Origin of the sequence: Pseudozobellia sp. WGM2, assembly GCF_017810075.1 — a bacterium.
In the GTDB taxonomy this organism is placed as follows: Bacteria; Bacteroidota; Bacteroidia; order Flavobacteriales; family Flavobacteriaceae; genus JADNYK01.
The window spans coordinates 532,710-557,636 of the sequence record NZ_JADNYK010000001.1; the positions used below are offsets into that span (position 1 = coordinate 532,710).

Annotated in this window: 25 protein-coding genes; 13 read left to right on the forward strand and 12 right to left on the reverse strand. The window is 37.8% G+C overall.

The genetic code is table 11. The features are described from left to right. The first annotated feature begins 11 nt into the window (after window positions 1-11). Complete coding sequence (locus IV512_RS02350; protein ID WP_209400238.1) at window positions 12-464, forward strand: hypothetical protein; 453 nt, start codon at window positions 12-14, stop codon at window positions 462-464. Between the two features lie 51 nt (window positions 465-515). On the opposite strand, the gene IV512_RS02355 is transcribed toward IV512_RS02350, so the two are convergent. Genes IV512_RS02355 through IV512_RS02365 form a run of 3 tightly spaced genes read right to left on the reverse strand, consistent with a single transcriptional unit; the run spans window position 516 to window position 2,672 of the window. Continuing rightward, the gene (locus IV512_RS02355) at window positions 516-1,604 is read right to left on the reverse strand and encodes a hypothetical protein (protein WP_209400239.1); all 1,089 of its coding nucleotides are present in this window, start codon (window positions 1,602-1,604) and stop codon (window positions 516-518) included. Beyond that, on the reverse strand, window positions 1,588-2,130 hold the full coding sequence (locus tag IV512_RS02360) for a hypothetical protein (RefSeq protein WP_209400241.1): 543 nt from the start codon (window positions 2,128-2,130) through the stop codon (window positions 1,588-1,590). The genes IV512_RS02355 and IV512_RS02360 overlap by 17 nt, the downstream gene beginning before the upstream one ends. Then, entirely contained in the window at window positions 2,130-2,672 is a 543-nt protein-coding gene (locus IV512_RS02365) for an RNA polymerase sigma factor (RefSeq protein WP_245224646.1), read from the reverse strand. Before IV512_RS02365 ends, IV512_RS02360 begins: the two co-directional genes overlap by 1 nt. Window positions 2,673-2,907: 235 nt before the next feature. On the opposite strand from IV512_RS02365, the gene IV512_RS02370 reads away from it, so the two are divergent. Together IV512_RS02370 and IV512_RS02375 are read left to right on the forward strand one after the other, a co-directional pair. Then, the gene (locus tag IV512_RS02370) at window positions 2,908-5,316 is read left to right on the forward strand and encodes a TonB-dependent receptor (RefSeq protein ID WP_209400242.1); all 2,409 of its coding nucleotides are present in this window, start codon (window positions 2,908-2,910) and stop codon (window positions 5,314-5,316) included. 4 nt (window positions 5,317-5,320) lie between these two features. After that, the gene (locus IV512_RS02375; RefSeq protein WP_209400243.1) at window positions 5,321-6,169 is read left to right on the forward strand and encodes a DUF4249 family protein; all 849 of its coding nucleotides are present in this window, start codon (window positions 5,321-5,323) and stop codon (window positions 6,167-6,169) included. A gap of 53 nt (window positions 6,170-6,222) precedes the next feature. Here IV512_RS02375 and IV512_RS02380 read toward each other — a convergent pair whose 3' ends face one another. Continuing rightward, the gene (locus tag IV512_RS02380) at window positions 6,223-7,029 is read right to left on the reverse strand and encodes a DUF1853 family protein (RefSeq protein ID WP_209400244.1); all 807 of its coding nucleotides are present in this window, start codon (window positions 7,027-7,029) and stop codon (window positions 6,223-6,225) included. 145 nt (window positions 7,030-7,174) lie between these two features. Between IV512_RS02380 and IV512_RS02385 the strand changes: the two genes are divergently transcribed. The 4 genes from IV512_RS02385 to IV512_RS02400 all read left to right on the forward strand — a co-directional run bounded on the left by IV512_RS02385 (window position 7,175) and on the right by IV512_RS02400 (window position 11,829). Continuing rightward, complete coding sequence (locus tag IV512_RS02385) at window positions 7,175-8,572, forward strand: Gfo/Idh/MocA family protein (protein ID WP_209400245.1); 1,398 nt, start codon at window positions 7,175-7,177, stop codon at window positions 8,570-8,572. A gap of 116 nt (window positions 8,573-8,688) precedes the next feature. Further along, window positions 8,689-9,855 carry a VWA domain-containing protein gene (locus tag IV512_RS02390; RefSeq protein ID WP_209400246.1) on the forward strand — a complete coding sequence of 389 codons (1,167 nt, stop codon included), beginning with the start codon at window positions 8,689-8,691 and terminating at the stop codon, window positions 9,853-9,855. Between the two features lie 47 nt (window positions 9,856-9,902). Beyond that, window positions 9,903-10,343, forward strand: a complete 441-nt coding sequence (locus IV512_RS02395; RefSeq protein ID WP_209400247.1) for a hypothetical protein — start codon at window positions 9,903-9,905, stop codon at window positions 10,341-10,343. Window positions 10,344-10,359: 16 nt separating this feature from the next. Next, window positions 10,360-11,829 carry a magnesium chelatase gene (locus tag IV512_RS02400; RefSeq protein ID WP_209400249.1) on the forward strand — a complete coding sequence of 490 codons (1,470 nt, stop codon included), beginning with the start codon at window positions 10,360-10,362 and terminating at the stop codon, window positions 11,827-11,829. Between the two features lie 66 nt (window positions 11,830-11,895). Here the strand turns inward: IV512_RS02400 and IV512_RS02405 are convergent, their stop codons facing one another. The 3 genes from IV512_RS02405 to IV512_RS02415 form a co-directional block, all read right to left on the reverse strand. Next, entirely contained in the window at window positions 11,896-13,266 is a 1,371-nt protein-coding gene (locus tag IV512_RS02405; protein WP_209400251.1) for a kelch repeat-containing protein, read from the reverse strand. A 109-nt stretch (window positions 13,267-13,375) separates the two neighbouring features. Continuing rightward, window positions 13,376-14,869 (reverse strand): HAMP domain-containing sensor histidine kinase, encoded by a 1,494-nt coding sequence (locus IV512_RS02410; RefSeq protein WP_209400253.1) that lies wholly within the window; start codon window positions 14,867-14,869, stop codon window positions 13,376-13,378. Further along, window positions 14,866-15,564: a response regulator transcription factor gene (locus tag IV512_RS02415; RefSeq protein ID WP_209400256.1), complete on the reverse strand. Its 699-nt coding sequence runs from the start codon at window positions 15,562-15,564 to the stop codon at window positions 14,866-14,868. The genes IV512_RS02410 and IV512_RS02415 overlap by 4 nt, the downstream gene beginning before the upstream one ends. A gap of 234 nt (window positions 15,565-15,798) precedes the next feature. On the opposite strand from IV512_RS02415, the gene IV512_RS02420 reads away from it, so the two are divergent. Then, window positions 15,799-17,298, forward strand: coding sequence for a spondin domain-containing protein (locus tag IV512_RS02420; RefSeq protein ID WP_245224647.1), 1,500 nt, complete (start codon window positions 15,799-15,801; stop codon window positions 17,296-17,298). 69 nt (window positions 17,299-17,367) lie between these two features. Here the strand turns inward: IV512_RS02420 and IV512_RS02425 are convergent, their stop codons facing one another. Next, a complete protein-coding gene (locus tag IV512_RS02425; protein ID WP_209400258.1) occupies window positions 17,368-17,850 on the reverse strand; it encodes a hypothetical protein in 483 nt (160 codons plus the stop codon). Window positions 17,851-18,043: 193 nt separating this feature from the next. Beyond that, the gene (locus IV512_RS02430) at window positions 18,044-18,478 is read right to left on the reverse strand and encodes a hypothetical protein (RefSeq protein ID WP_209400260.1); all 435 of its coding nucleotides are present in this window, start codon (window positions 18,476-18,478) and stop codon (window positions 18,044-18,046) included. 68 nt (window positions 18,479-18,546) lie between these two features. Between IV512_RS02430 and IV512_RS02435 the strand changes: the two genes are divergently transcribed. From IV512_RS02435 to IV512_RS02450, 4 genes are all read left to right on the forward strand, one after another. Then, the gene (locus IV512_RS02435; RefSeq protein WP_209400262.1) at window positions 18,547-19,338 is read left to right on the forward strand and encodes a tRNA pseudouridine(38-40) synthase TruA; all 792 of its coding nucleotides are present in this window, start codon (window positions 18,547-18,549) and stop codon (window positions 19,336-19,338) included. Between the two features lie 45 nt (window positions 19,339-19,383). Then, window positions 19,384-20,487, forward strand: coding sequence for a magnesium/cobalt transporter CorA (gene corA / locus IV512_RS02440; protein ID WP_209400264.1), 1,104 nt, complete (start codon window positions 19,384-19,386; stop codon window positions 20,485-20,487). 100 nt (window positions 20,488-20,587) lie between these two features. Further along, window positions 20,588-21,091 carry a hypothetical protein gene (locus IV512_RS02445; protein WP_209400266.1) on the forward strand — a complete coding sequence of 168 codons (504 nt, stop codon included), beginning with the start codon at window positions 20,588-20,590 and terminating at the stop codon, window positions 21,089-21,091. Window positions 21,092-21,202: 111 nt separating this feature from the next. Then, window positions 21,203-22,000 carry an alpha/beta hydrolase gene (locus tag IV512_RS02450; protein ID WP_209400268.1) on the forward strand — a complete coding sequence of 266 codons (798 nt, stop codon included), beginning with the start codon at window positions 21,203-21,205 and terminating at the stop codon, window positions 21,998-22,000. Between the two features lie 10 nt (window positions 22,001-22,010). Here the strand turns inward: IV512_RS02450 and cysM are convergent, their stop codons facing one another. Both cysM and epsC read right to left on the reverse strand, forming a co-directional pair. Next, window positions 22,011-22,895, reverse strand: coding sequence for a cysteine synthase CysM (cysM, locus tag IV512_RS02455; RefSeq protein ID WP_209400270.1), 885 nt, complete (start codon window positions 22,893-22,895; stop codon window positions 22,011-22,013). Next, window positions 22,885-23,679 carry a serine O-acetyltransferase EpsC gene (gene epsC, locus IV512_RS02460; RefSeq protein ID WP_209400272.1) on the reverse strand — a complete coding sequence of 265 codons (795 nt, stop codon included), beginning with the start codon at window positions 23,677-23,679 and terminating at the stop codon, window positions 22,885-22,887. Before epsC ends, cysM begins: the two co-directional genes overlap by 11 nt. A gap of 94 nt (window positions 23,680-23,773) precedes the next feature. Here epsC and IV512_RS02465 point away from each other — a divergent pair, with 94 nt between their 5' ends. Further along, entirely contained in the window at window positions 23,774-24,454 is a 681-nt protein-coding gene (locus IV512_RS02465; RefSeq protein ID WP_209400273.1) for a DUF2461 domain-containing protein, read from the forward strand. On the opposite strand, the gene IV512_RS02470 is transcribed toward IV512_RS02465, so the two are convergent. Beyond that, window positions 24,446-24,853, reverse strand: a complete 408-nt coding sequence (locus tag IV512_RS02470) for a glyoxalase (protein ID WP_209400274.1) — start codon at window positions 24,851-24,853, stop codon at window positions 24,446-24,448. The two genes, IV512_RS02465 and IV512_RS02470, sit on opposite strands and share 9 nt — an antisense overlap. Window positions 24,854-24,927: the final 74 nt, after the last annotated feature.

The window sequence follows — 24,927 nt, forward strand, 5'->3', positions numbered from 1 at the left end:
TCAAAAACTACATGAAACCTCTCATCGTACTTTTATCGGTTTTTATTGTATCGCTGCTTATTTTGAAAATGATTTATGGTGTAGATGATTTTCCACGGGCAGGTCGTATCGGTATGGCATTCATGTTGGTTTTTACCGCAATGGGGCATTTCATCTTTACAGAAGGAATGACTTTGATGATTCCGTCGCCCATACCGTTCAAAAGAGAAGTGGTGTACTTGACTGCAGTAATTGAAATAATGGCAGCGATTGGTTTGCTCATTCCCAAATTCGTAACTACAACCGGCTGGTTCTTAATAATTTTTTTGCTTGTAATATTTATGGCGAACGTACAAGCTTCTTTCAAATATCTAAACTACGAAACGGGTAATTTTAACGGTGCTGGCCCAGCTTATCTTTGGTTTCGTGCGCCAGTTCAACTTTTATATATAGTTTGGGTCTATTTATCTGCAATCCGATTTTGAATACGCAGTAGATTAGAAATGTAAATTAGGAATGTTTTTCTTGCGAAATTGTTACAACTCTTTTATTAAAACAATGCCTTTTTTTCCGCTTATTGAAATTTTTCCATTATAGTTACTACCATAGGTTGCCCTGATTTCCCTAAGCTTTTTGCTTTTATTAATAAGTTTTGAATCTACATTCTGAAAAGACTTTGGCAATCGAACCAGACCCTCTTCAAGAACAGCATTGAATTCATGTGGAAAGTCGGTTATATTAATGCTGATTTCAGAAGATTCTTGCTCAATGCTGATCGAAGTTTCAAAATTAACAATACCATCTAAGTTAAACTCGGCGATTTTCATGTTCATATCAATATCAGAACTTAGTCGGTTCAATTGTAGATTGGTAAATTTCAAGCTGCCGTATATACTGCCAACTTCTTCTAAATTCACTTCATCCTTATTGGAATAAAATTCAAGAGAAGTAATCTTTTTTATCTCTATGTCGCTTCCGCTGCTGTTGATCCGTAAATTTTTCGAATCTTGCATATCGAGCTCTCCATTTTTTAAATCGATAGTGCCATAATTTATATTAAGAGCTCTAAGTTCACCATACTTCATAGTTATATCGGCTTTGTTCAAGTTTTCACTAACCCACATATGACCATGTTCAATATTGGCTTGAAGGGCACCTTTCCAATCTTCTATAAAAACATCACCGAATTTGTTGGTAACCTCTATTTCTGCTTTTTGGGGCAGATATACCTTATAGTCAATCTGCACATTACTACGGTCAAAATCGAACGGATTGGCCTTCTCGAACAATTGCGAAAAGAAACCCGAACTGTTCTCACCAATTTCATAGCTCAACGAAACGAAGTTCTCACTGCTTCTCAAAATTGGTTTTATACGATTCAGTAGTTCTTGTGCATTATCTTTCTTCTTATGGGTAACTGTAATGGTTACGGTCAAAGAAAGTTCTTCTTTGTTCCATCCGTAGATATTGACATTGCCATATTTATTGTCTAAATGCAGCTCGCCCGCATTGGTCAGAATATAGCTCTTGACCAACTTTTTGGTTACTTTTTCTTGTGCTACCGTAGGCAGGCCTAGACTAAATACCACTATTAAAAGCAGTAGTTTTCTATAAAGTGTAGCCATAGTTTTCGTCTTTGATTTGCGGTTCTTTTAAGTGATGCAATAAATTTTCGATAAGCTCTATTCGCTTTTTATAATTACTGACAATAGCTTCTAATACCAGTTGATTGTCTAAATTATTTCGCATCTCTAACCGTAATTCTTCATATTCTTTATCGAGTTCATTCATAAATGAAAGAAACTCTTGTTTATCGTCTTCTGAAAGCTTGTCGTTTTGCTCAACTAATTTCACTTGATAAGATACCAGGCTACGATAATGCATATCTATATCTTGTAACTCTTGAGATACAAAACCGTCTTCGGTATCTGTAGTATTATCAAAAAAGTTAATTCCTATAAATGTTGAAAGCCCTAAGAGCACAGCTACTGTGGCGGCCACTTTGAATATCGGTTTTTTCCACAAGGGTATAACTTTTGTCTTTTCTTCATCTAAACGAGATTCGATTTCGGCCCACATTTTGGCACGGTCGGCCCGATGGTCGTTGAAGACCTCTTGATTGTCTGTAATATGTTTTTCAAGATTGTCCATTATAAATTTTTTACGATTTCAACTAGTTTCTTTTTGGCTCTGTGATATTGTGATTTCGAGGTAGAGGTTGTAATACCTAGAACCTCTCCAATTTCCATATGGTCATAACCTTCAAGTAAATAAAGGTTGAGTATTTCTTTATAACCACTGGGGAGTAAATCAATTCCTCTCTTGACCTTAATAATATCAGTAGCTTCAAACTTTATTTCAACTGTTTCGTTCGAAAGATGATATTCATGTTCTTCAATTGGGGTAATTGCTACCCGTTTTAATTTCAAGCGATTAATGCACTTATTTATAACGATACGTTTTAGCCAAGCTCCGAACGTACTGTCGTATTTAAAGTTCCCCAAATTTTTAAAGGCATCGACAAAACTATCTTGTACCACATCTTCAGCATCTTCTTTAATACGTAAAAAGCGCATACCGATATTATACATGGCATCGACATAGAGCTCATAAAGTTGATACTGAGAGCTTCTATCACCAGACTTGCTTTTTTCAACAAGTTCTTTATGTCTAAAACGGATATCGGTTTCCAATTAAAATGAGATGGCTGTTCGTATACTAAATCACATTTATAAAAATAAAGACAACCCAAATTTATCAAGGTTGCATCTGCGAAGTATTATTTGACAACTAATGTATAAATATCTGACGGTATTCATTTTATAACATATGGTAAAGGTTTTTTTTCGAGTTTTTTACTCTAAATGCAACCTTTCAAGTTTTGATGTGTCAATAGTTATGTTCATTAATCAAAATACAAATGAAATTATGATAAAACAGTTGAAAGAAAGCGTTCCGATAGCACCAATCGGTAATGTATGTTTTTTTTTGTTCCTCTTTTCATCTCTAAATCTGATAGCGCAAGAGAGCTATACGCTGAGCGGGAAAATAACGGACAACGCAAATGGAGAGAGCCTTTTCGGAGCTTCGGTATTTTTAGAAGGAACAAGCATTGGGGTAATTACCAATGAATATGGTTTTTACTCCCTAACGGCACCTAAAGGTGAATATCGATTGCTTATTTCATATATGGGCTATACCAACAAATATCAAGAAGTAGTACTAGATCAAAATCAAAAACTCGATTTTGAAATTTCAGAAGAATCTACCGAATTAGATGAAGTTGTTGTTACTGCAGAAGAGTCTGAAATGGCCGTATTGCGAAAGCCTGAAATGAGCGTCGCAAAAATGAATATTTCAACCGTTAAACAAATGCCGGTAGTGCTAGGGGAAGTAGATATTCTTAAATCGCTTCAAATGTTACCAGGGGTCACCAACAACGGAGAAGGATCAGGCGGTTTTCATGTGAGGGGTGGGGCCCAAGACCAAAACCTTATTTTACTCGATGAGGCCATAATCTATAATACCTCACATCTCTTTGGTTTTTTCTCTGTATTCAATGCCGATGCCATAAGAGATATGAAATTGTACAAAGGAGGTATTCCCGCTAAGTTTGGGGGCAGGGTCTCGTCAGTACTTGATGTTAGACAGAAAGACGGTAACAATAAGAATTTCGAACTGAACGGTGGGGTGGGTCTCATTTCGAGCCGATTAGCCGCTGAAGGGCCATTATTTAAAGATAAGGGCTCTTTTTTGGTTGCGGGGCGAAGTTCTTATGCACACCTATTCTTAAAACTGGCAGGAGAAGAGAATACTGCGAGTTTTTATGACCTTAACCTTAAAACCAATTATGCTATCGATGATAATAACAAGCTATACCTTTCCGGATACTTTGGCAGAGATGTTTTGAAATTTGGTGAAATTTTTAATAGTAGTTATGGTAATGTATCGGGTAACCTGCGCTGGAACCACATTTTCAATGAAAGGTTATTTTCAAATATGTCGGCCATCGTTAGTCGCTATGACTATGACTTGGGCTTTACTACAGAAGAGTTTGAATGGTTGGCTTCCATCAACAACTACAATCTCAAATACGACCTTAAATATTATTTCAGCGATAAGTTCAAACTTGATTTCGGGGCGAGTGGAATATTTTATGAATTTGATCCGGGTCAAGTGAACCCGAGTTCTGACACCTCGTCAATAAATCCACTTAAACTAGACATTAAAAAAGCTGTTGAAAGTGGTGTTTATGTAAATGCGGAACATAAGTTAACCGACAAATTTTCAGCGCAATATGGCCTTCGGTACAGTAATTTTGTTCGATTAGGTGGGCAACCCATGACCAATTATTTGAGCGACCGGCCCGTCGTTTACAATAATAACCTGGGTATTTATGAAAGGGGTATGCCTATCGGTGAAACCGATTATGATAATAGTTCTTCAATAAAAACTTTTGGCAATTTCGAACCTCGAGCTTCCCTTGCCTATCAGCTGAACGATGCTTCTTCGGTTAAGGCAGGGTTTTCTAGAGTGGCCCAATATGTTCATTTGCTCTCGAATACAACATCGGTAACCCCGGTAGATGTTTGGGCGCCCAGTGGTAAGTATATTGATCCGCAACTCTCTAACCAGTATTCGTTAGGCTATTTTAAGAATTTTATGGACCGTAAATATTCTATGGAAATCGAAACGTATTATAAGACCGTAGATAATCGAATCGATTATATTGATGGTTCCGATTTAATAGGTCAAGAAACCATCGAAACCGAAATATTGAACGGAGAGTCAAGGGCATATGGCTTAGAGTTATTGTTAAGAAAGAATGAAGGAAAGCTCACAGGATGGATTGCTTACACTTTATCTAAATCGGAGCAGCGAACCCCTGGGGGAAATGCGGGAGGCTTGGGCATTAATAATGGAGACTGGTACAATACTCCATACGATAGAACCCATGATATTTCAATAGCGGGATCTTACAGACTCAATGACAAATGGAGTTTTGGTGGAAATCTAGTTTTTCAAACAGGCAGGCCGGTAACTTACCCGAACGGTCAGTATGAATATGAAGGTATATCGGTGGCTAGTTACGCGGATAGAAATTCGGACCGATTGCCCGCTTATCATCGATTGGACCTTTCTCTTAATTACAAGCCAAACAAAAAACCTAACAAACGATGGAAGGGCGAATGGGTGCTCAGTGTTTATAATGCGTATAACCGCAAGAACGCAGCGTCCATTTCATTTGGTCAGAACAGAGAGACAGGTGCCAATGAGGCAACTCGCACAGCTATTTTCGGTATCGTGCCATCAATAACCTATAATTTCAAATTTTAAAGAAATGAAAAAAATCAATCAAATACTCCTTATTACATCTCTTAGTCAAATTCTATTTTCTTGTGAAGACGTCATCGATGTCGATGTGCAAGATGCACCTACACGTTTGGTAATCGAAGCATCTTTAGACTGGGAAAAAGGAACTTCAGGTAACGAACAATCAATTTTTATAAGAACTTCTACTCCCTTTTTTAATACAGATTCAAATACTTCAATTACTGGCGCCTCGGTTGTGGTCACCAATAATTCGAACAACTCTGAATATGTCTTTGAAGATTTAGGAACGGGGGAGTATAGTACCACAGATTTCGAGCCCATCATAGGGGCTTCTTATACTTTAGAAGTTATCAACGAGGGCGAAATCTATGAAGCCACTGAAACTTTGTATCCGGTAACGGATCTTACGGTTTTAGGGCAATCAAGGGAAGATGGTTTTAGCGAAGACGATTTAGAGGTCAACCTCACCCTGGTTGACCCAGAGGAAGAAGGAAACAATTATTTTTTTAAATTTCAAAAGCAAGGCGAACTACTGCCTATTTTTGAAGAGTTTGATGATGAATTTATTAATGGTAATGAAGTTGATTGGTACTTAGAAATAGGGGAAGACGATGAGACCGAAAAGAAAGAAGCTTTTCAACCGGGCGATACCGTTGATATTGAGTTTTATGCTATTTCACCAGCTTACAAAGAATATTTGCAGATACTTGTGAATCAAATTGGCGGTGTTGGTCTATTCGAGTCGATACCCGTCGCTGTAAAAGGAAATTGCGTAAACCTCACAAATTCTGAAAATTATGCACACGGCTATTTTAGGGTTACCGAAGTGGTGAAGATTAGTTATACGTTTGAATAAGAAGAAAATGTAAGATGAAGCTGTAACTAAAAAACGTATGGTGTACCATTAATTCACCACCACACTACAAATAGTTTTTCGTAGGCACCGTCGTCTTTTTTCATCCATAACATAGGGGCATTTTTATTAAGCATTCTAAGATTGATATCCATTAGAATCTCGAAATGTGATTTATAGGTAACCTTGTCGCTGGGAGAAACGACCCATTGCGATTTGGTAGGTATATAATATTTATGTTGTTTGAAATCTGAAGAATTAAAATCATCAAAACGTATCCAGAATCCTGTAACGCAATCTTTATTTAAAGGTCTAATATGTACATCTGTAATCTGATATGGAACGAATAATTGTGCCTTAAAACAACATTGGTGTTCTAGTTCTTCAGGATTTATATTCTTTGATTGAAGGGCCTTTTTTCCTGCAGGACTATGCAAAAGTTCAAATTGATGATTCTTGATTTTTTCCATTTTGGTGAAAAACATATCACGACGATTGGGCCCCATGAGTCTGTGTATAGGTTCGCTTATTGAGGTGTCGATTATATAGAACTTATAGGTGAGTTCAATATGTATAAGTTCTTCATTTTCCATATTTTTTAAAATAAAATCAATTTCACCAACTGTGCGTTTATCATCTTCTACCGGTAAATTATATAAGATGATGTTATACCGCTCCGAATGCGACATTAATTGTTGAAAAACAAACTCCATTTGATGACCGAGGCGACGATTAGTCGGTATTTTTTTGGTTGTTAATGTGGATAAGTCCACGAATGGAAATTTAAACTGTTGAATTCCGAATTGTTTGTTCAACCAAAGGGGAGCTGTATTGTAAAATCCTATACATTGTTCTAAAACCATAAATCTAAGGTAGTTTATATGAATGCAATTTTATATTTATGGTGTAATGGTTTTATTCTAAATAATTCTTTTAGAATAGAATTCTATATCTTGTAGGTTCCTTTTAATCCAAACTATTACTACCAAAAATTAAATTGAACAAAAAATGAACTCGAACAGAAGAAACTTTATTAAAAAAACATCAATGGTCGGTGCCGGTATTACCTTGGCGCCCTCGTTGGCAAAAGCTAATATTTTTAGCCCAAAAAGAGCTTTAGAAGCTAAATATATGGGTGGTTTTGCGGCCCCTAAATTAGACAAAGTACGTTTTGCTTTTATTGGTGTAGGTGCGAGAGGTTCAGGGCATGCCAAACAAATTGCTGCAATCGAAGGTACAGAGGTCATTGCAATATCTGATTTGTACGAAGACTTGGCCAAAAAATCTGCAGAGGCCTGTAAAGAACAAGGTAAGGGTAATCGCCACAAGAAAATTAAGTTGTACACCGATGGTGAGAATGATTGGAAAAAGATGCTGAAAGAGCAAAAACCTGATGCAGTTATAATCGCAACCCCATGGAAACTACACGCCCCAATGGCAATAGAAGCCATGAATTCAGGTGCACACGCTTTTGTAGAGGTACCCTTGGCCCTGACGATAGAAGAGATGTGGCAATTGGTAGACACCTCTGAAAAGACCAAGAAGCACTGCATGATGATGGAAAATGTAAACTATGGTCGTGAAGAACTTCTATACTTGAACATGTGTCGACAGGGCGCAATAGGAGAGCTGCTTCACGGCGAAGCTTCTTATATACACGAGTTACGTGGCCAAATGAACGAAGTAGATAGGGGCACGGGATCCTGGAGAACCCCGCACTATGCCCATAGAAACGGAAACCTTTATCCTACCCATGGTCTTGGCCCCGTTGCCCAGTACATGAATGTAGGTCGAAGCGATGACAATTTTAAGTTTATCAATTCTTTTTCATCCCCAGCAAAAGGAAGAAAACTATATGCAGAAAAGAATTTTGATGCAGACCACAAATGGAACAAGTTAGATTATAAAGGTGGTGATATGAGCACCTCAATCATTAAAACTACTCTGGGAAGAACTATTATGGTGCAGTGGGATGAAACGAGCCCTCGACCATATAGCCGTCACAACTTAATTCAAGGTACCAAAGGTACTTTGGCCGGGTTCCCGACTAGAATCGCACTAGAAGGTGGGGTAGAAGGTGTAACGGAAAATCACCATGAATGGGCAGAAGGTGAAGGCCTCGACAAGATTTATGAAAAATATGAGCATCCTTTATATAAACGTCTTGGTGAACTCGCGGTTAAAATGGGTGGCCATGGCGGAATGGATTTTATGATGCTTTATCGTATCGTGGAATGTCTTAGAAATGGCGAACCCTTGGATCAGAACCTTTATGAGGGTTGTTTATGGAGTGCAGTAGGTCCGCTAAGTGAAGCATCGGTTGCGGCCAACGGTGCGCCACAAGAATTCCCAGATTTTACCAGAGGTGCTTGGAAAGATACCGAGGCTTTGGCAATCATTGGGTAGAACATTTTAAATTTAAAGGGAAAGGTTGTTGTTCGATACATCCTTTCCCTTATTCTACATCGTTAACATTTCCTAAAAATAGAGGTGTTCACGGCTAATTATATTATTTTTATGTAATGGCTATGAATACAAGAAACGGATTTCGCTTCTCACCGTATGAAGCACCCGAACAATCTCCCTTTGAAAAACTTTTCGATATTTTTCAAGAACTCATTACGCACACTTCCGGTGATTTTGATGAGGCCATCGATTGGCTTCGTGAATTGGATAAGGAATATGAGCTTACCGATGACGATTATACTATTGATGACTTTATTGAAGATTTAAAGGCCAAGGGCTATATTCGAGAAGAGTTCGAAGATGGTGGTGGAGACATAGGTGAGGGCGAAGAAGGTGAAGAGGGTGATGGCGATGGTAAAGGAAATATTTCCATTACCGCAAAAATGGAACGGATAATAAGGCAAAGGGCGCTTGACCAAATTTTTGGTAAACTCAAACGCTCAGGTTCCGGAAACCATAAAACGGGCAAGTCGGGGCAAGGTGACGAACACACCGGAGATTTTAGAGAGTACCGTTATGGTGACGGTTTAGAACATATTTCGATGACCGAAAGCCTTAAGAACGCCCAAATAAATCATGGTATTGGCAGTTTTTCTTTAAATGAAGAAGATTTAGTTGTAGAAGATACCCAGTTCAAAGCGCAAATGAGTACCGTGCTAATGATCGATATCAGTCATAGTATGATTTTGTATGGGGAAGATAGAATCACGCCTGCGAAGAAGGTAGCCATGGCCTTGGCAGAATTGATAACTACGCGCTACCCAAAGGACACTTTAGATATTTTGGTGTTCGGTAATGATGCTTGGCCCATTTCAATAAAAGAACTTCCCTATTTAAAGGTAGGACCATATCACACGAATACGGTTGCAGGTCTTCGTTTGGCGATGGATATGCTTCGTAGAAAACGAAATACGAACAAGCAGATTTTTATGATAACCGACGGTAAGCCAAGTTGTTTGCGTCTTCCCGATGGTAATTATTATAAAAATAGCGTTGGTCTTGACGATTATATTGTAGAGAAATGCTATAATATGGCACGCCAGGCTAGAAAATTGCATATTCCGATAACTACATTTATGATTGCGCAAGACCCGTATTTGATGCAGTTTATTCGTCATTTTACTGAAGCAAATAAGGGAAAGGCATTTTTTACCGGACTCAAAGGTTTGGGTGAAATGATTTTTGAAGATTATGAATCGAACAGAAGAAAGAGACTGAAATAAGATATTGAAGCCTATAGATAGGCATATTAAATTTGAAGGCCATTGCAATGAAGGAAAGTAGAAAGTGGTGGCAAAGAAAAAGAATTTGGTTACTGATTGTATCCTGTGTACTTTTTGTTCTATTTATATGGAGTTTGCCGTCTCGGGTAAATGACTTGATTGTCGATACGGCTAGGGCTTATACCAATCCTGAAATTTGTGAGGGTGCTCTAGAAATAGCCAAAAAGAATAATAGGGTCAAAGAGGTTTTTGGAGTTTTGCAGCCAGTTGGTAAAATGGCACTTTTTGAAGGTTATGTGGTCTATTCAAAAAAAGCTGACTCAGTGGCTATTACGGTCAATGTAAATGGAAATAGGAGGGAAGAATTACGTTCAAAAATGGATGTTTTTGCAACAAAGAGCAATTCTACCTGGGAATACTACAAAATTCAAATTCGCATTAAAAAACCAATTGAAGATAAAGAGACAATACCAATATTGAATAATTGAAACTGAAAAAGAGAAAATGAGTCTAAATCATAATAAAATTACCACCTTGGCGCAGCTGAAGGCGGCAGGGTATAAAAGTAAGAGCATAAAGGATGAATTAAGGGATAACCTTCGTGAAAAAATTAAGAAAGGAGAAGAGACATTTACGGGAGTTTGGGGTTACGAAAATTCTGTAATTCCCGAACTGGAAAGAGCTATCCTATCCCGTCACAATATCAATCTCCTGGGCTTACGCGGTCAAGCGAAAACAAGGTTGGCTAGATTAATGGTCAACTTGCTCGATGAATATATTCCCGTTGTTTCTGGTTCTGAAATTAATGACGATCCATTGCAACCGATGTCTCGTTATGCTTCTGAATTAATTAAAGAGAAAGGGGATAAGACCCCTATTTCATGGCTACACCGTAGCGAGCGTTTTGCTGAAAAATTGGCTACCCCTGATGTAACGGTGGCCGATTTAATAGGTGATGTAGATCCTATAAAAGCTGCTAATCTTAAACTATCTTATGCCGATGATAGGGTCATTCACTTTGGTATGATTCCCCGAGCGAACCGCTGTATTTTTGTTATCAATGAATTGCCCGATCTGCAGGCACGAATTCAAGTTTCACTCTTTAATATTTTGGAGGAAGGCGATATACAAATTCGTGGTTTTAAGTTGAGACTGCCATTAGATATTCAGTTTGTGTTTACGGCAAACCCAGAAGATTATACCAATCGGGGAAGCATTGTAACGCCGTTGAAAGATAGAATAGGGTCTCAAATTTTGACCCATTACCCTAAATCTGTTGAAATTGCCCGTAAGATAACCGCGCAAGAAGCCGACCTTGATGAGCGCCAGTCCGAATCGGTATATATTCCTGATATGGCCAAAGATTTGTTAGAACAAATTGGTTTTGAGGCAAGAAATAGTGAATATGTAGATGCTAAAAGTGGTGTGAGTGCCCGTACCAGTATTACGGCTTATGAGAATTTGTTGAGTACTGCTGAAAGGCGAGCCTTGCAAACCGGTGCTGAAAATACCATGGTACGCTTGAGCGACTTCTTAGGAGTGATTCCTGCAATTACAGGTAAGATTGAATTGGTGTATGAAGGTGAGCAAGAGGGGGCTGATGGTGTTGCCGAAATACTGATAGATGATGCCGTAAAATCTCTATTCCCCAATTACTTTCCAAAAATTAATAAGTTGGAAAAGAAAGATGCGATTACCCCTTATGACGAACTTGTTAGTTGGTTTTTTCAGGGGGAGGGCTTCGAACTGCTTGACGATTTCACCGATGAAGAATATAAACGGGCTTTGGATAGTATTCCACCGTTGAATCAGTTGATTAAAGAACATCAACCGGATTTTGCTAAAGAAGATGTTTACTTCTTAAAAGAATTGGTTCTTTGGGGGCTCGTATCCTATAATAAACTAAGTAAAAACCGATTTTCGGAAGGGTATCAGTTTAAAGATCTCTATGGTAGTTTTATCAGTGGTCTGTAAACATTCTTTATAAAATTTAAAAGCCATTTCAATCTGAAATGGCTTTTCTTGTTCATAGGCTATATGCTATTCCACAACCCATACATCATTATAATGCGTTCTACTATTATCGGCTTGTTTAATATTTAATCCGCCAGAGATGATTATTTTACCGTCAAACACCGCTGAAGCATGCCCCATTCTTGGAGAATAAGATTCGCTAACATTTAGGTTACTCCATTGAATTCCATTCTCGGAGTACCACACATCATCAAAACTTGCTACATCTTGTTCGAAAGTTTCCTCATTGTTCACAGCTGACCAACCGCCAATTACCCAAATTTTATTATCGAATACCAAAGAGGTGTGATCAGAACGTACTTCGAAGCTAGATTCAGCAGAAATTTGTGTCCAAGTGATTCCATCTGTTGATACATAAATATCATTATAAAAAGATGGAGAAAAGTTTGTTACTGAAGTACCTCCTATCAAATACATCTTGTTGTCATGAACAACAGTAGTATGATCCATACGGGGTGAGAATTGAGCATTTTCAATAGCTAATGACCACGTGATTCCATCGTCTGAATACCACACATCATTGAATTGATCTGGTCCCTCGCTACCACCTATTACCCATATTTTATTATTGAAAACAACCGTTGAATGTCCTTCACGGGCCCCAAAGTTCGGAGTAGCCGTTTCCATAGTCCAATCTTTGCCGTTAGTTGAAGACCAAATATCGCTATACCAGCCTCCAATTGCCCAAAGTTTATTTTTAAAAACAACCGTAGTATGGTTACTTTTATTAAAAACATCAAAAGGGTTTTCAGCTTCTAATTCCCAAGAACTTCCATCAGCAGAAGAATAGACGTTATCATATGATTCGTTGTCATCTTGGCCACCTATCATCCATAACTTTCCATTAAATTCTGTAATACTATGATTTCTTCTTGCCGTAAATTCGGTATTCGCAGTTAAGGCTGTTTCTGAAAAGGAAATACCTTTTGTACTAAAGCTATACGTTTCAGAACTTTCGGTTTCATTACCATTATTATCAGATGCTATGACCTTCCAAAAATATAAAGTATTGCGCTCTAAACTTTCAGTGATAGTAAACTGGGTCTCGGTTAGATTTTCTACCAGTACATTCTCCGGTGATTCGTTGTAGTCTAAAATCAGTTGATAAGTAACGGTATCACCATCTTGATCATTGGCGGCGCCCCATTTTAATTGTGGGTTTAGATCACTATCCTCTTCGCCATCTTCCAATGATAATAAGCTAAAAGAATCAGGTGAGATATTTATGGGTTCTTCTTCATCTACTTCCTCTTCTACCTGGGGTTCTTCAGACTGTTCACTATCAGGTTCGGGAATCTCAATGGGGCTGTTATCATCGGAACATGATTGGAAGAGAACTAAAGAAATACTAATCAAAAATAAATTTGTGAACTTCATAAAAAGGGAATTTAAGTTGGTTATATAACTTTTTACCCTTTTATATATTGCAGCGTTTTAAACACCTTGTTAAATGTGACTGAAGTTCAAAAACTTAAGGTTTAAAAAATTAAACTTGATATGCCGGTAAATTGAAAATAAACGAGCTTCCTTGCTTCGGTTTGCTCAAAACCGTGATGGTAGTATCATGCAAATCCATAATTTTTTTGACAATGGCCAAACCCAATCCGTAGCCTTGTTTTTTGGTACTCTTATCCACTTGTTTGTACCGATCGAAAATAAAAGGTTGTTCATTTACGGGAATTCCCGTACCCGTGTCGGTAATGTTTATCTCTACATTTTGCCCTTTCTTTTGTAGCGAAAGAGTCACCTTTCCCATAGGTTCGGTGTACTTTATAGCATTTTCAATTAAGTTCTGAAGAGCCCTTTCCACTAGGCTAACGTCGGCATATACCAAACAATTTTCTTGTGGGTTGTCAAGCTCTAGCTCAATCTCTTTTTGTTTGGCCAACACATTGAATTTGGCGATTAGGTCATGAGACAGTTCCGTTATCGAAAAAGGTTCTTTTACCGGCACGACTTGTTCGGCTTCGAGTTTTGAATATTCGAAGAGTTGATTGATTAAATTTGAGAGCTTATCGACATTGTCGTGAGTAATCTGTAAATATTCGTCTTTCTCGATCTCCGATAAGGTATCTCGTTTCATTTGCAAGGTTTCTATATACCCTTTCAAAATGGCTAAAGGAGTTCTTAAATCGTGAGAAACGTTCGCAATTAATTCCCTTCTCAATAAATCTATTGATTTCATTTTATCCATATTGCCAACGATGTTATCGGCCATATCATTAAATGATTTCGCAAACACTTCAATGTCTGATTTTTCAGGATTCGGTATTCTTGCTTCCAAATCTCCGTCATGAAAACTTCTCACCGTCTGGGTAATTAAACGAAGATTTTTGGTCAAGAACCAAATGGCCAATAAGCCGATTATGGCCGAGAATACCATAGTTAACAATGTAGCACCAATACCCAATCTCGTAAAATACTGACTCATGAGGTTGTCACTAACCTCTTGAAATTTTTTACCGGCTAACACAATATATATGAAGCCTTGATGATTGTCGACCTTATAAGGGGCAGCTGAAAATATTTTCTTCTCACCCGGATTTCTAGGATCATCGCCCAGAATAAAATTTGTGCCTTCGTCAGCAATAAAAGATTTAATTGGTGCCAGGTCAACCGATTTGGCGGCATCTTTATCATCAGGGTCAAGAACTACCGAATAGAGAATTTCGCCTGATTGACCGAGAAGATAAACTTCGATACTTTGGTTCACGGCCATCATATCATGCATTAAATCGCCGAACAGAGCACTGTTAACACTGCCATCTTCCATAAATGGCGAAGCTCCATTGAATTTTTCGGCAATAACGTGGTTAGCGACATCGGCATTCAACCTTTGGGTGGTCTCTTGACTGTATTTATTGGCAAAATATCCTGTGATGAATATATAGGAAGCACCCATCAAAAGCACCAGAAGTATGAATGCCATCCATAATTTTTTGATGAGTTTGGGCGTAAGGGTTTTTTCGGTCTTGGTCATACTGCAATATCTTCGTTAAACTTATAGCCTACGCCCCAAGTGGTCAGTATATAGGTCGGGTTGGCCATATCAGATTCAATTTTGGCCCTAAGGCGGTTTATATGTGAATTCACGGTATGCTCGTAACCATCAAAATTATAGCCCCAGATGATATTCAAAAGTTCGGTTCTAGAATAATTTCTACCGGGGTTGGCCGCCATTAAAACCAATAATTCAAATTCTTTGGGCGAAAGTTCTATCTTATTATCGCGCAAAAGTACCTTTCGTTTGTCGACATCTATTCGAAGTCCTTCAAAAGCCATGGCTGACGATTCTTCTTTACTATCGATAATTTTATTGGTTCTACGAAGAACAGCTTTGATTCTGGCTAGCAACTCCCTTATGCTAAAAGGTTTGGTAATGTAGTCATCTGCGCCAATTTCAAGGCCTAGAACCCTATCTATTTCTTCAGATTTAGCGGTAAGCATAATAACCGGTGTCTGTTTCGTGCTTCGTAACCTTTTGCATATTTCAACACCATCCATTGTCGGTAAGGTAAGGTCTAGCAATATGAGGTCATAGTCCTTTTCCAACGCCATTTTCAGGCCTTCTGCGCCGTCTGTGGCCTTAGATGTATTATAGATAAGGTCGGTTAGATGTATTTCTAACAGTTTGATGATTTCTAAATCATCTTCAATAATCAATATTTCTTTCATAATAGTAGGTTACGAATGAAGCTAAAAAGTATCACACAAATATCACAGTACCGATTAATGCGCGATTCCTTCGTCTTAGGGGGTGATATGTTTAGACGTTCTGATAAATTATTAATGAATTGCAGCTAAAATATCACAGAATTATAACGGAATTTACGAAAAAGTTTAAGGTTTCGTGATTTTCCTATGATTCGGTAGTAGTTAGTTTGTACATAATCTAAAAACAGCATTATTATGAAAACAAAAAAACTTTTAGTATTAATGATAGGTATCTTTTTTCTCGCCTTTACAGCATGTGAAGACGACGATAATACACCTGTGATTGACGATATGGATGAAATGGAAACACCGACTCCAGACCCAGAACCGGATGAAATGGAAGATTCTGAACCTGTCATGGCAGATTTTACGGTAACTATTGAAAATGTTGTGACTCCACAACCCCTATTTCAAACGGGATTTTTCGCTATACCTGAAGGGGGTTCTGAACCAGCTCCATTATTTCCTGGAGATGCCTATTCATTTGAAGTTGATGCCGGCCCTAACGTATTGCCCGGAGATGGAGGAACCAGACTTTCTTTCGTGACCATGTTCGTTCAGTCAAATGATTTATTTTTTGCCCCAAGCGAAGAAGGTATTGCATTATATCAAGAAGACGGAGCGCCGATTGGTGGTGATGGTATGGTAGATGTCACAGATCAAGTCTTATTATGGGATGCAGGTACCGAGGTCAATGAAGAAACGGGATCGTCAAATCAAAAACCACAACAAGCTGCTGATGCTATGGATCAAGGGGAAGATGAAAATGGTGTAGTCACTGAAATAACAGATAATACTGATTCTTTCGGTAACGAGATACCGGATGTTAGTGATGTGATCAAGGTTACGATCGAACTTGTTTCTCCGGCCAGGTTCAAGGTGAATATTATGAACGTTTCCGATGCCAATACCATTGCCGTACCTGCACAAGGTGAAGATGCAAGAGCTGCAGTGCCTATTTCTCCGGGTGTCTACGCTGTTCATACTATGCCCGCTCCTTTCTTTGTAGAAGGTGAAGCTGCTTCAGAAGCAGGACTTGTAGCGAGTGAAACAGGAGTTGAAGATATCGCTGAAGATGGTTTTTTTGATGCTCTTTTGATGGATTCTGAGGCATCTACGGGTCTTATTGTACCATTGTCTCCTGGTGCTTGGGCCGTGCACAGCCAAGATATCAAGCCGATTTATGAAAATGATATGATCGATTTTGGGGAAGGATTAGAGGCTATCGCCGAAGATGGTATACCTACTATGTTGGTAGAATCGCTTATGAACAAAGAAAATGTTTTTGCTTCAGGAGGTTTTGATACTGCTGTCGGAGCCACTGAGCCGGGAGCAATTGGCCCAGGCGGACAATATCAATTTTCTTTTACCGCTGAAGAAGGAAGCAGTTTATCTCTTGCGACTATGTTCGTTCAAAGTAATGATTGGTTTTACAGCTTTAAACCTGATGGATTACCTTTATTTGAAGATGGTGCTGCGGTATCAGGTGATGTAACAGAGTTTGTTTTTCTCTATGATGCGGGTACAGAGGCCGACGAGTACCCAGGTGCAGGTTTAGCACAGGTAATTAGACAATCAGCTTCAGATGCTGGAGATGCTGACGAAGATACGAATGTTAGGTTTATTGACCCTGATGATACATCAAATGTGCCAAGTGCCATCAATGTAATTAAGGTTACAATTGAGGCTAATTAATAGCTAAGGTGGCAAAATAAAAGGCCCGAACTCTCGTTCGGGCCTTTTTGTTTTATTAACGTTGCTTTCTTATTCCCAAGAATCAATGTGTTGATTCATATCATCAAAATTATAATTGCCCACGATGTTCTTTCTGTACTTAAAAGCCAATAAGGTAAGCCCGATTAATGTTAATTGCATTACTAATATTAATATACCCATGGGAAAAAATGTAGCAGGTATAACATGGTTGGAGAATTCAAAATAGGTTGTCAAAGTACTAATAGTCATATAGACATTGAAGGCGTAAACCACACATACACCATACATTAAAAACTCAATAACTTTCATTTGTGGGTCAGTGCCTTCTTCTTCCTTGATTTTAAACCAAAGTACATACAAGAATACAAAATGAATCAAGCTGAGTATCGGAAATACAAAGTTCTCTGGTTTTAATACTGGAAAGGTATTCGTGTAAAGTCCGTAAAAACTAAAAACTATTAGTGTTAAGAGTAGGGCTACAGTAATTTGTATCGTTTTGTTCCACGAAAACAGTTTTTCAATAAATCTCATAGCGGTCAATGACAAGATTAGTTATAGGACAATTTAAATACTAACGAACCTTGAGCTTTTTTATTTAAAAATTCAACAAACCGCTATTTCCATAGATTTAGCTATGAAAGGCGGGGGAACTACTTACACCGTAAGATGTTAGTCGAGAACAAATTATGTCTTTATGAGTTAAAAATGAAAAAAAAATCGTCGTTTATCCTATAAATTCGTTTTTCTTGGCCCAATTTGAAAATAGAATTAGAAGAATACCTATAATGATGATAAGTATTGGAAAGGCCATTGCTGCTGTTCCCAATACGTCAAAAGTATTACTCAGAAAAAATTGATATACATTTTGTGCAAGAACGGCAATCAACGAAATGATGAACAGTATGTACGCCCACTTTTTTCTTAGTAATAATCCGATACTACCAATTAACCCTCCCCAAACCGCTAAGGCAAAGGCCCCTGTTGCCCAAGCTGGTCTAGACTCGTACAACATACGTTGTTCTTGACTAAGCTCAGCCAAAGTCTCTACACTCATATAGGCATCGGCCAGATAGGCCATAACACCAATAATATTCCATAATAAGGCGATAACAGAAATTACCCAGAACCAAGTCGGTGGTTTTTTTAGAGTGGTGGTCATAACTTAATATTTAAAGGTTGTCTTTACAAAATACAAAAAAATGGCTAGTTTGGCTTCAAATGAAATTCATGCATAGAAAGCGATTTTATTATTTAATAAGCCTACAATATTTGGGTTTTCGGTATAGCGGTTGGCAAAATCAACCTGGTCAAAAGACTTTAGAATCTATGTTGGTGAAAACTTTGAAGTTTGTATTACCCGACCAGAAGTTTAAAATATTGGGGGCGGGCCGTACCGATGCCAAGGTTTCTGCACTAGAAATGAATTTCGAGTTATTTCTTGAAGACCGGGCCCTAAACGATAATGACTCATTTTTACAGCTACTTAATTTCAACCTACCACCCGATATAAAAGCTATTGGTATGAAAGAGGTTGATAATTCTTTCAATGTAATTAAAGATGCCAAGTTGAAAGAGTATATCTACTTATTTTCTTTCGGAGAAAAGAACCACCCCTTTTGTGCACCTTTCTTAGCGAATATTATAGAGCCACTTGATATTGAACTCATGAAAAATGCCGCTTGTTATTTTGAAGGCATACACGACTTTTCTTCATACACCGCTAGATTGCGTGAAGGCACGAATACGATTAGATCTGTTCTGTCTTGTGAATTGAAAAAAAATGATTTATTGACAGCTAATTTTTTCCCTGAGAAAAGCTATGCTCTTTATATTAAAGCTTCCGGTTTTATGCGCTATCAGGTTCGTATGATTATGGGGGCGCTGATTCAAGTGGGAAAAGGAGAACTCTCTATTTCTGAAATTAAAAAATCTTTAGAGAATAAAAATGAAGTTAAGTTGACATACGTTGCTCCTGCATCTGGATTGTTACTTAACAAAATAGATTTTCAAAAAAGTTAAAAATAAAATCCGCTTCTAACTATATTTATAGAAATAGTTCCGTTCATGGGAAAGCCAAAAAGAAAGAAAATTCTAAGTAAACTTAGACCTAAGAAAAAATCGAGATTTGAGGGTAAAATGGGTAAAGCCCCTGGTACCATTACCTATATGGGCCGAAGAGAAGGCAAAGAAAGTGTTGTCAATATTCTCGAGTATAACAATGAGGAGCTGAATACCATTAACCCAGGTAATATTGACTCCATTGTTGCTCATAAAGACCCACCTCTTACTTCTTGGATCGACATTATAGGCATTAGTGATGAGGATTTTATAGAGAAGGTCGGCAAACGTTTCGGGTTAAATTCATTGGTGATGGAAGATACCGTGAATACCCATCAAAGACCAAAAGTGGATGAATACGAAGATTACATTTTCGGTGTTTTTAAAATGCTTTATGTAGATGATGAAACTCAAGAGCTCGTATGTGAACATGTAGCTATGGTACTTCTTGAAAATTGTGTGCTTGTTTTTCAAGAATTGGAAGATGATGTATTTACAGGGGTTAGAAATCGAGTGCGCAACAAGTCGGGAAGAATTCGAAGTAGGGGAGCCGATTATTTATTTTTTGCATTGCTCGATGCTATTGTAGATAACTACTTTGTGGTTTTGGAGTACTTAAATGAAAAGATAGAGCACCTTGAAGAATTGGTATATGCGAACCCAACAAATGAGGTTGCCCAAGAGATACAGAATGTAAAAAAAGAAGTACTAAAAGTTCGCAGGTGGATATCGCCTGTACGTGAGTTGGTGGGTCGTTTGATCGATTCTGAAAACCCGTTAATCTCTAAAGATACCAAAGTATTCTTGAGAGATGTGTTAGATCATTCCCTTGAAATCAACGAAAGTCTTCAAATCTATCGTGAAATGTCTATGAGTCTTATGGAGATGTATATGAGCAACATGAGCAATAAAATGAACGAGGTGATGAAAGTACTGACTATAATGGCCTCGATATTTATTCCCTTGACCTTTATTGCCGGTATCTACGGTATGAATTTCGACCATATGCCCGAACTACATTGGAAATATGGTTACCCCATGGCTTGGGGACTTATGATTGCACTCTTCATAGGTTTGTTGATCTATTTTAAAATTAAGAAGTGGTTATAAGATTGGTTAGGCATTGGTTTATGGTTCATCATTCGCTTTATTTGAGCTGATCTAGGGCCCTAGTAGGTTCTATATTGCGTAATATTTAAAATTAGAAATGATGAAAAATACAAAACAAGCACTTTTACTTTGTCTTTTAATGCTAAGCGGATCGATATATGCCCAAGGTGTAGATCGTGAAATTTCTGAAGAGACTACTCAAAAGAAATATGAAATGTATGAAGATGGTACTCTGGTGAAGAAATCGGTTAAAATTCATACCATAGTAAGACAAGATATCAAGTTCGCCGAAGAAGATGAAGAAAAAATCGACGCTAGAAGAATTATAACTCCGAAGAAAATTTCTAAAATCGTAAGCATAGATAACGATGCTGATGAAGATTTTGATGAAATTATAAAGTTTAGTTATACTTCAGATGCCAATAAAGATTTTGTTTTCGGAACTAATGACGATGAAATATTTAAAGCCCTTGAGAATAGTAAGTATTTGAATATTAAAAAGAGTGAAAATATGTCTGAAAAGAGTTTGAACTCTTTAATCGTCATAACCGATGACAATGGCGAAGTAGTTGAGTTAGTTTTGGAAAAACATAGTGAAATGTAAAATTCGAGAACACTTAATAATATTATTACAAGAGAGCGCTGTAAGGCGCTTTCATTTTTTTTCATCTTTACTACTTATTATTGTACTCAATAGTTCAATTTTTCTTTAGCCATGCGTAAACTTATAAAATGGGCGGCCGTCTTTATATTAATTTATTTGTCAATTTCGGTATTGGCTTATATATATCAAGAACGGTTGATATTTTTTCCTTCTACAATGCCCATGAACCATAGCTATGATTTTTGTCAACCTTATGAGGAGTTTTTCATCAACACCGACGATGGTGCAAAACTAAATGCGGTACATATAAAACAAGATAATCCTAAAGGCATTATTCTATATTTTCATGGTAATTCGGGTAATATTTCGCATTTAATTCACGTAGCAAATATGTTCTCTAGAAATGGCTACGAATCTATTTTGGTCGATTATCGAACCTATGGGAAAAGTACAGGTAAACTTAGTGAAGAAGCTCTATATACTGACGCACAACAATTTTATGAATACGCTGTAAATAGGTACAATGAAAATCAGGTCATTGTATATGGCCGCTCTTTTGGTACAGGTATTGCTACTTGGCTCGCTTCTAAAAATAAGCCGAAAAAATTGATGCTAGAATCACCTTTTTATAGTGCAGTCGACTTGGGTAAACATCGATTTCCTTTTTTAGCGGTCGATTGGCTTTCGAAATTTAGATTTCCAACAAATGAATATATAAAAAATGTTGCATGTGAGATTTATTTATTTCATGGTAAAGAAGATGGTGTAATACCGTTTGAGTCTGCGGAAAGGCTTTACGAGGTCATTCCAAATAAAAACAAGCATTTCATTTCCATAGAAAATGCAGGTCATAACTATTTGCAAGATTACAAAGCTTTTAAAAATGGGATTCAGGAAGCCCTAAACTAGAAGAATCTTATTAATCGAACATGTCTGAAGACAAATAGCGATCCCCACGATCACAAACAATCGATACGATTACCCCACTCTCAAGAGTTTCGGCCAAACGAAGTGCAGCAGCAGCAGCTCCGCCACTGCTCATACCAGAAAAGATACCTTCTTCTTTGGCCAGTTTGCGCGCCATTTCTTTTGCCTCTTCTTGGCTAACTTCAATTACTTGATCCACTTTACTGGAGTCAAATATTTTAGGCAAATATTCTTGCGGCCATTTTCTAATACCCGGTATACTCGAATTATCGGTAGGTTGTACCCCAACAATTTGAATAGCTTTATTCTGCTCTTTTAAATAGGTAGAAGTACCCATAATGGTGCCTGTGGTTCCCATGGCAGATACAAAGTGGGTTATTTTGTTCTCGGTATCTTTCCAAATTTCGGGCCCCGTTGTTTTATAATGAGCTTTCCAATTATCATCGTTGGAAAATTGGTTGATCATCGTATACCCTTCGTTCTCCACCTTTGCTTCTGCATAGTCGCGAGCGCCTTCGATTCCGACATCTGAAGAGGTCAAGGTAACCTTTGCACCATAGGCTTTCATAGTTTGAACACGTTCTTTCGTAGCATTTTCGGGCATGACCAATTCAATGTTAAGACCGTAAATACCTGCAATCATGGCTAGGGCAATACCTGTGTTCCCACTCGTAGCCTCAATCAGTTTAGATTCCGAATTGATTTCCCCGCGGTCCAAAGCACTTTTTATCATATTAAAAGCCGCACGATCTTTAACGCTGCCACCCGGGTTGTGGCCTTCTAATTTGAAATATAATTTTATGTTTGGGTTTGTGTTCAATACACGAGATTCAACCAAAGGCGTGTTACCAATTAAATCTAGTAAGTTATGAGACATGCGGTAATGTTTTTATTTTAATTTCTGGAGTGTGAAATACGGTTGAGTTGGGTGCGACAGAGGCCGTTAACCACGCATTACCACCAATAATAGAATTTTCGCCGATTACGGTATCGCCCCCGAGAATAGTTGCATTGGCATATATGGTCACATTGTTTTCTATGGTAGGGTGGCGTTTCGTTTTTTGCAAATGTTTGGCCACATATAATCCACCCAGGGTGACTCCCTGATAAATTTTAACGTGGTCTTTAATTATGGCAGTTTCACCGATAACGATACCTGTACCATGATCGATATGAAAAGAATCACCGATTTGTGCACCTGGGTTAATATCGACACCCGTTTGTCGATGGGCATATTCTGTCATTAATCTTGGTACTAACGGAAAACCTTCTGAATACAGTTCGTGAGAGAGTCTGTAAATAGCTATTGCATAAAAACCGGGGTAGGCCATATAAACTTCCTCAATCGATAATGAGGCCGGATCACAGTTCACGGTCGCTTCGGCATCTAAATTCAAACGTTCAAGAATATTAGGAAGCTTAGAAACATAATTGTTCCAAACCGTCTTGCACGATTTATCAACGTCCCAACAGGCAAGCTCTACCAGTCCGTCGAACTGTTCCTCTAACTTATCTAAATTCTTGGCAACAGGGGTGTCGATATCAAATAGGGTATAAAATAAAAGGTTGGTGAAAACCTCTACCTTCTCCTTTAACTTATATCGTAAATTGGGTTGCTTTTTGTGTGTTTTGATCTGGTCGATGATCGATTTCTTATCCATAAAGAAGCTACTATTGTTCAAAAATACTCATTATTACAAAAGTCCGATTTCCGAAAAAGGTTAACTTTAGCATAAATAACAACCTTTTGGTCGTATGTTACAATCTACAATTACTAAGCTTAACTTAGAATTTTTAAAACGCTTAGAAAAAAATAATAATCGGGAATGGTTTACCGAACACAAAACCGAATTCAAAGTACATGAAAAAGAGGTCAAAAGTTTTTTCACTAAAGTTCAAGAAAGGCTTGAGGTTCACGATGAAATCGAAAAAATGAAAATGTTCAGAATTTATAGGGATGTGCGATTCTCTCATGATAAAACACCCTACAAATCACATTTTGCCGGCTCTTTTTCTAGATTTGGGGCTCAGCATAGAGGTGGTTATTATTTACACATTAAACCAGGGGACTCTTTTATCGCTACTGGTTTTTGGAACCCTAATAAAGAAGACCTGTTGCGTATTCGCAAAGAATTCGAACAAGATGCATCTGAAATGCGTGAGATTATCGAAGATACCACTTTTCAAAATGTTTGGGGAAACTTACAAGGTGATAGGGTAAAGACCGCCCCAAAAGGGTTTGATAAAACCCACGAAAATATAGACTTGATTAAATACAAGCAGTATATTTTCACTCGTAAATTTACTGACAAACAGGTACTGTCATCAAACTTTATTGATGAAGTCGACCTTTCATTTAAGGCCATACGCCCTTACTTTGATTATATGAGCGATGTACTCACCACCAATCTCAATGGAGAATCGCTCTTAAACTAAAATAGGTTCTTCAAAAAGCTGAATTTGATCTTTAAGTCGATTCACTACCATATTCATCATACGCTTATTCAATGCCGATGAGTTAAGAATGTAGGTCTCATATTCTTCAACGGTAAATTGGCCGATGACCATACCTTTTAGTGAATTTCTGAACTTAATATCTTTTTGAATGGCATTCTCGACATACTCAAAGCGTTTGGAGTGTGAAAGATCGTAGAATGAGTTTTTATGTTTTGTAATATAATTTTTAAATGCCGCTAGAATTAAATCGTTCTGCATTTTGATGACCGGCCGAAGGGTACTGTTTTGAAAGTGCTCTTCGCTGCTCATTTCATTATTAATACGTGCAGAGGGTATTTCAGGGCGAATACGGAGAAGACTCTGAGATCTATCGCTCATCTTACAGGTTTTTATAAAGATAGCGATTAAGGGTAATACCTACAGTTATCAAGACATTACTTTTTAACTGGGTT

What these genes read in the sequence shown, in the direction of transcription:
- IV512_RS02350 (WP_209400238.1), top strand. Translation starts at nt 12, where the DNA reads ATGAAACCTCTCATCGTACTTTTATCGGTTTTTATTGTATCGCTGCTT.
- IV512_RS02355 (WP_209400239.1), bottom strand. Translation starts at nt 1,604, where the DNA reads ATGGCTACACTTTATAGAAAACTACTGCTTTTAATAGTGGTATTTAGT.
- IV512_RS02360 (WP_209400241.1), bottom strand. Translation starts at nt 2,130, where the DNA reads ATGGACAATCTTGAAAAACATATTACAGACAATCAAGAGGTCTTCAAC.
- IV512_RS02370 (WP_209400242.1), top strand. Translation starts at nt 2,908, where the DNA reads ATGATAAAACAGTTGAAAGAAAGCGTTCCGATAGCACCAATCGGTAAT.
- IV512_RS02375 (WP_209400243.1), top strand. Translation starts at nt 5,321, where the DNA reads ATGAAAAAAATCAATCAAATACTCCTTATTACATCTCTTAGTCAAATT.
- IV512_RS02380 (WP_209400244.1), bottom strand. Translation starts at nt 7,029, where the DNA reads ATGGTTTTAGAACAATGTATAGGATTTTACAATACAGCTCCCCTTTGG.
- IV512_RS02385 (WP_209400245.1), top strand. Translation starts at nt 7,175, where the DNA reads ATGAACTCGAACAGAAGAAACTTTATTAAAAAAACATCAATGGTCGGT.
- IV512_RS02390 (WP_209400246.1), top strand. Translation starts at nt 8,689, where the DNA reads ATGGCTATGAATACAAGAAACGGATTTCGCTTCTCACCGTATGAAGCA.
- IV512_RS02395 (WP_209400247.1), top strand. Translation starts at nt 9,903, where the DNA reads ATGAAGGAAAGTAGAAAGTGGTGGCAAAGAAAAAGAATTTGGTTACTG.
- IV512_RS02400 (WP_209400249.1), top strand. Translation starts at nt 10,360, where the DNA reads ATGAGTCTAAATCATAATAAAATTACCACCTTGGCGCAGCTGAAGGCG.
- IV512_RS02405 (WP_209400251.1), bottom strand. Translation starts at nt 13,266, where the DNA reads ATGAAGTTCACAAATTTATTTTTGATTAGTATTTCTTTAGTTCTCTTC.
- IV512_RS02410 (WP_209400253.1), bottom strand. Translation starts at nt 14,869, where the DNA reads ATGACCAAGACCGAAAAAACCCTTACGCCCAAACTCATCAAAAAATTA.
- IV512_RS02415 (WP_209400256.1), bottom strand. Translation starts at nt 15,564, where the DNA reads ATGAAAGAAATATTGATTATTGAAGATGATTTAGAAATCATCAAACTG.
- IV512_RS02420 (WP_245224647.1), top strand. Translation starts at nt 15,799, where the DNA reads ATGAAAACAAAAAAACTTTTAGTATTAATGATAGGTATCTTTTTTCTC.
- IV512_RS02425 (WP_209400258.1), bottom strand. Translation starts at nt 17,850, where the DNA reads ATGAGATTTATTGAAAAACTGTTTTCGTGGAACAAAACGATACAAATT.
- IV512_RS02430 (WP_209400260.1), bottom strand. Translation starts at nt 18,478, where the DNA reads ATGACCACCACTCTAAAAAAACCACCGACTTGGTTCTGGGTAATTTCT.
- IV512_RS02435 (WP_209400262.1), top strand. Translation starts at nt 18,547, where the DNA reads ATGCATAGAAAGCGATTTTATTATTTAATAAGCCTACAATATTTGGGT.
- corA (WP_209400264.1), top strand. Translation starts at nt 19,384, where the DNA reads ATGGGAAAGCCAAAAAGAAAGAAAATTCTAAGTAAACTTAGACCTAAG.
- IV512_RS02445 (WP_209400266.1), top strand. Translation starts at nt 20,588, where the DNA reads ATGAAAAATACAAAACAAGCACTTTTACTTTGTCTTTTAATGCTAAGC.
- IV512_RS02450 (WP_209400268.1), top strand. Translation starts at nt 21,203, where the DNA reads ATGCGTAAACTTATAAAATGGGCGGCCGTCTTTATATTAATTTATTTG.
- cysM (WP_209400270.1), bottom strand. Translation starts at nt 22,895, where the DNA reads ATGTCTCATAACTTACTAGATTTAATTGGTAACACGCCTTTGGTTGAA.
- epsC (WP_209400272.1), bottom strand. Translation starts at nt 23,679, where the DNA reads ATGGATAAGAAATCGATCATCGACCAGATCAAAACACACAAAAAGCAA.
- IV512_RS02465 (WP_209400273.1), top strand. Translation starts at nt 23,774, where the DNA reads ATGTTACAATCTACAATTACTAAGCTTAACTTAGAATTTTTAAAACGC.
- IV512_RS02470 (WP_209400274.1), bottom strand. Translation starts at nt 24,853, where the DNA reads ATGAGCGATAGATCTCAGAGTCTTCTCCGTATTCGCCCTGAAATACCC.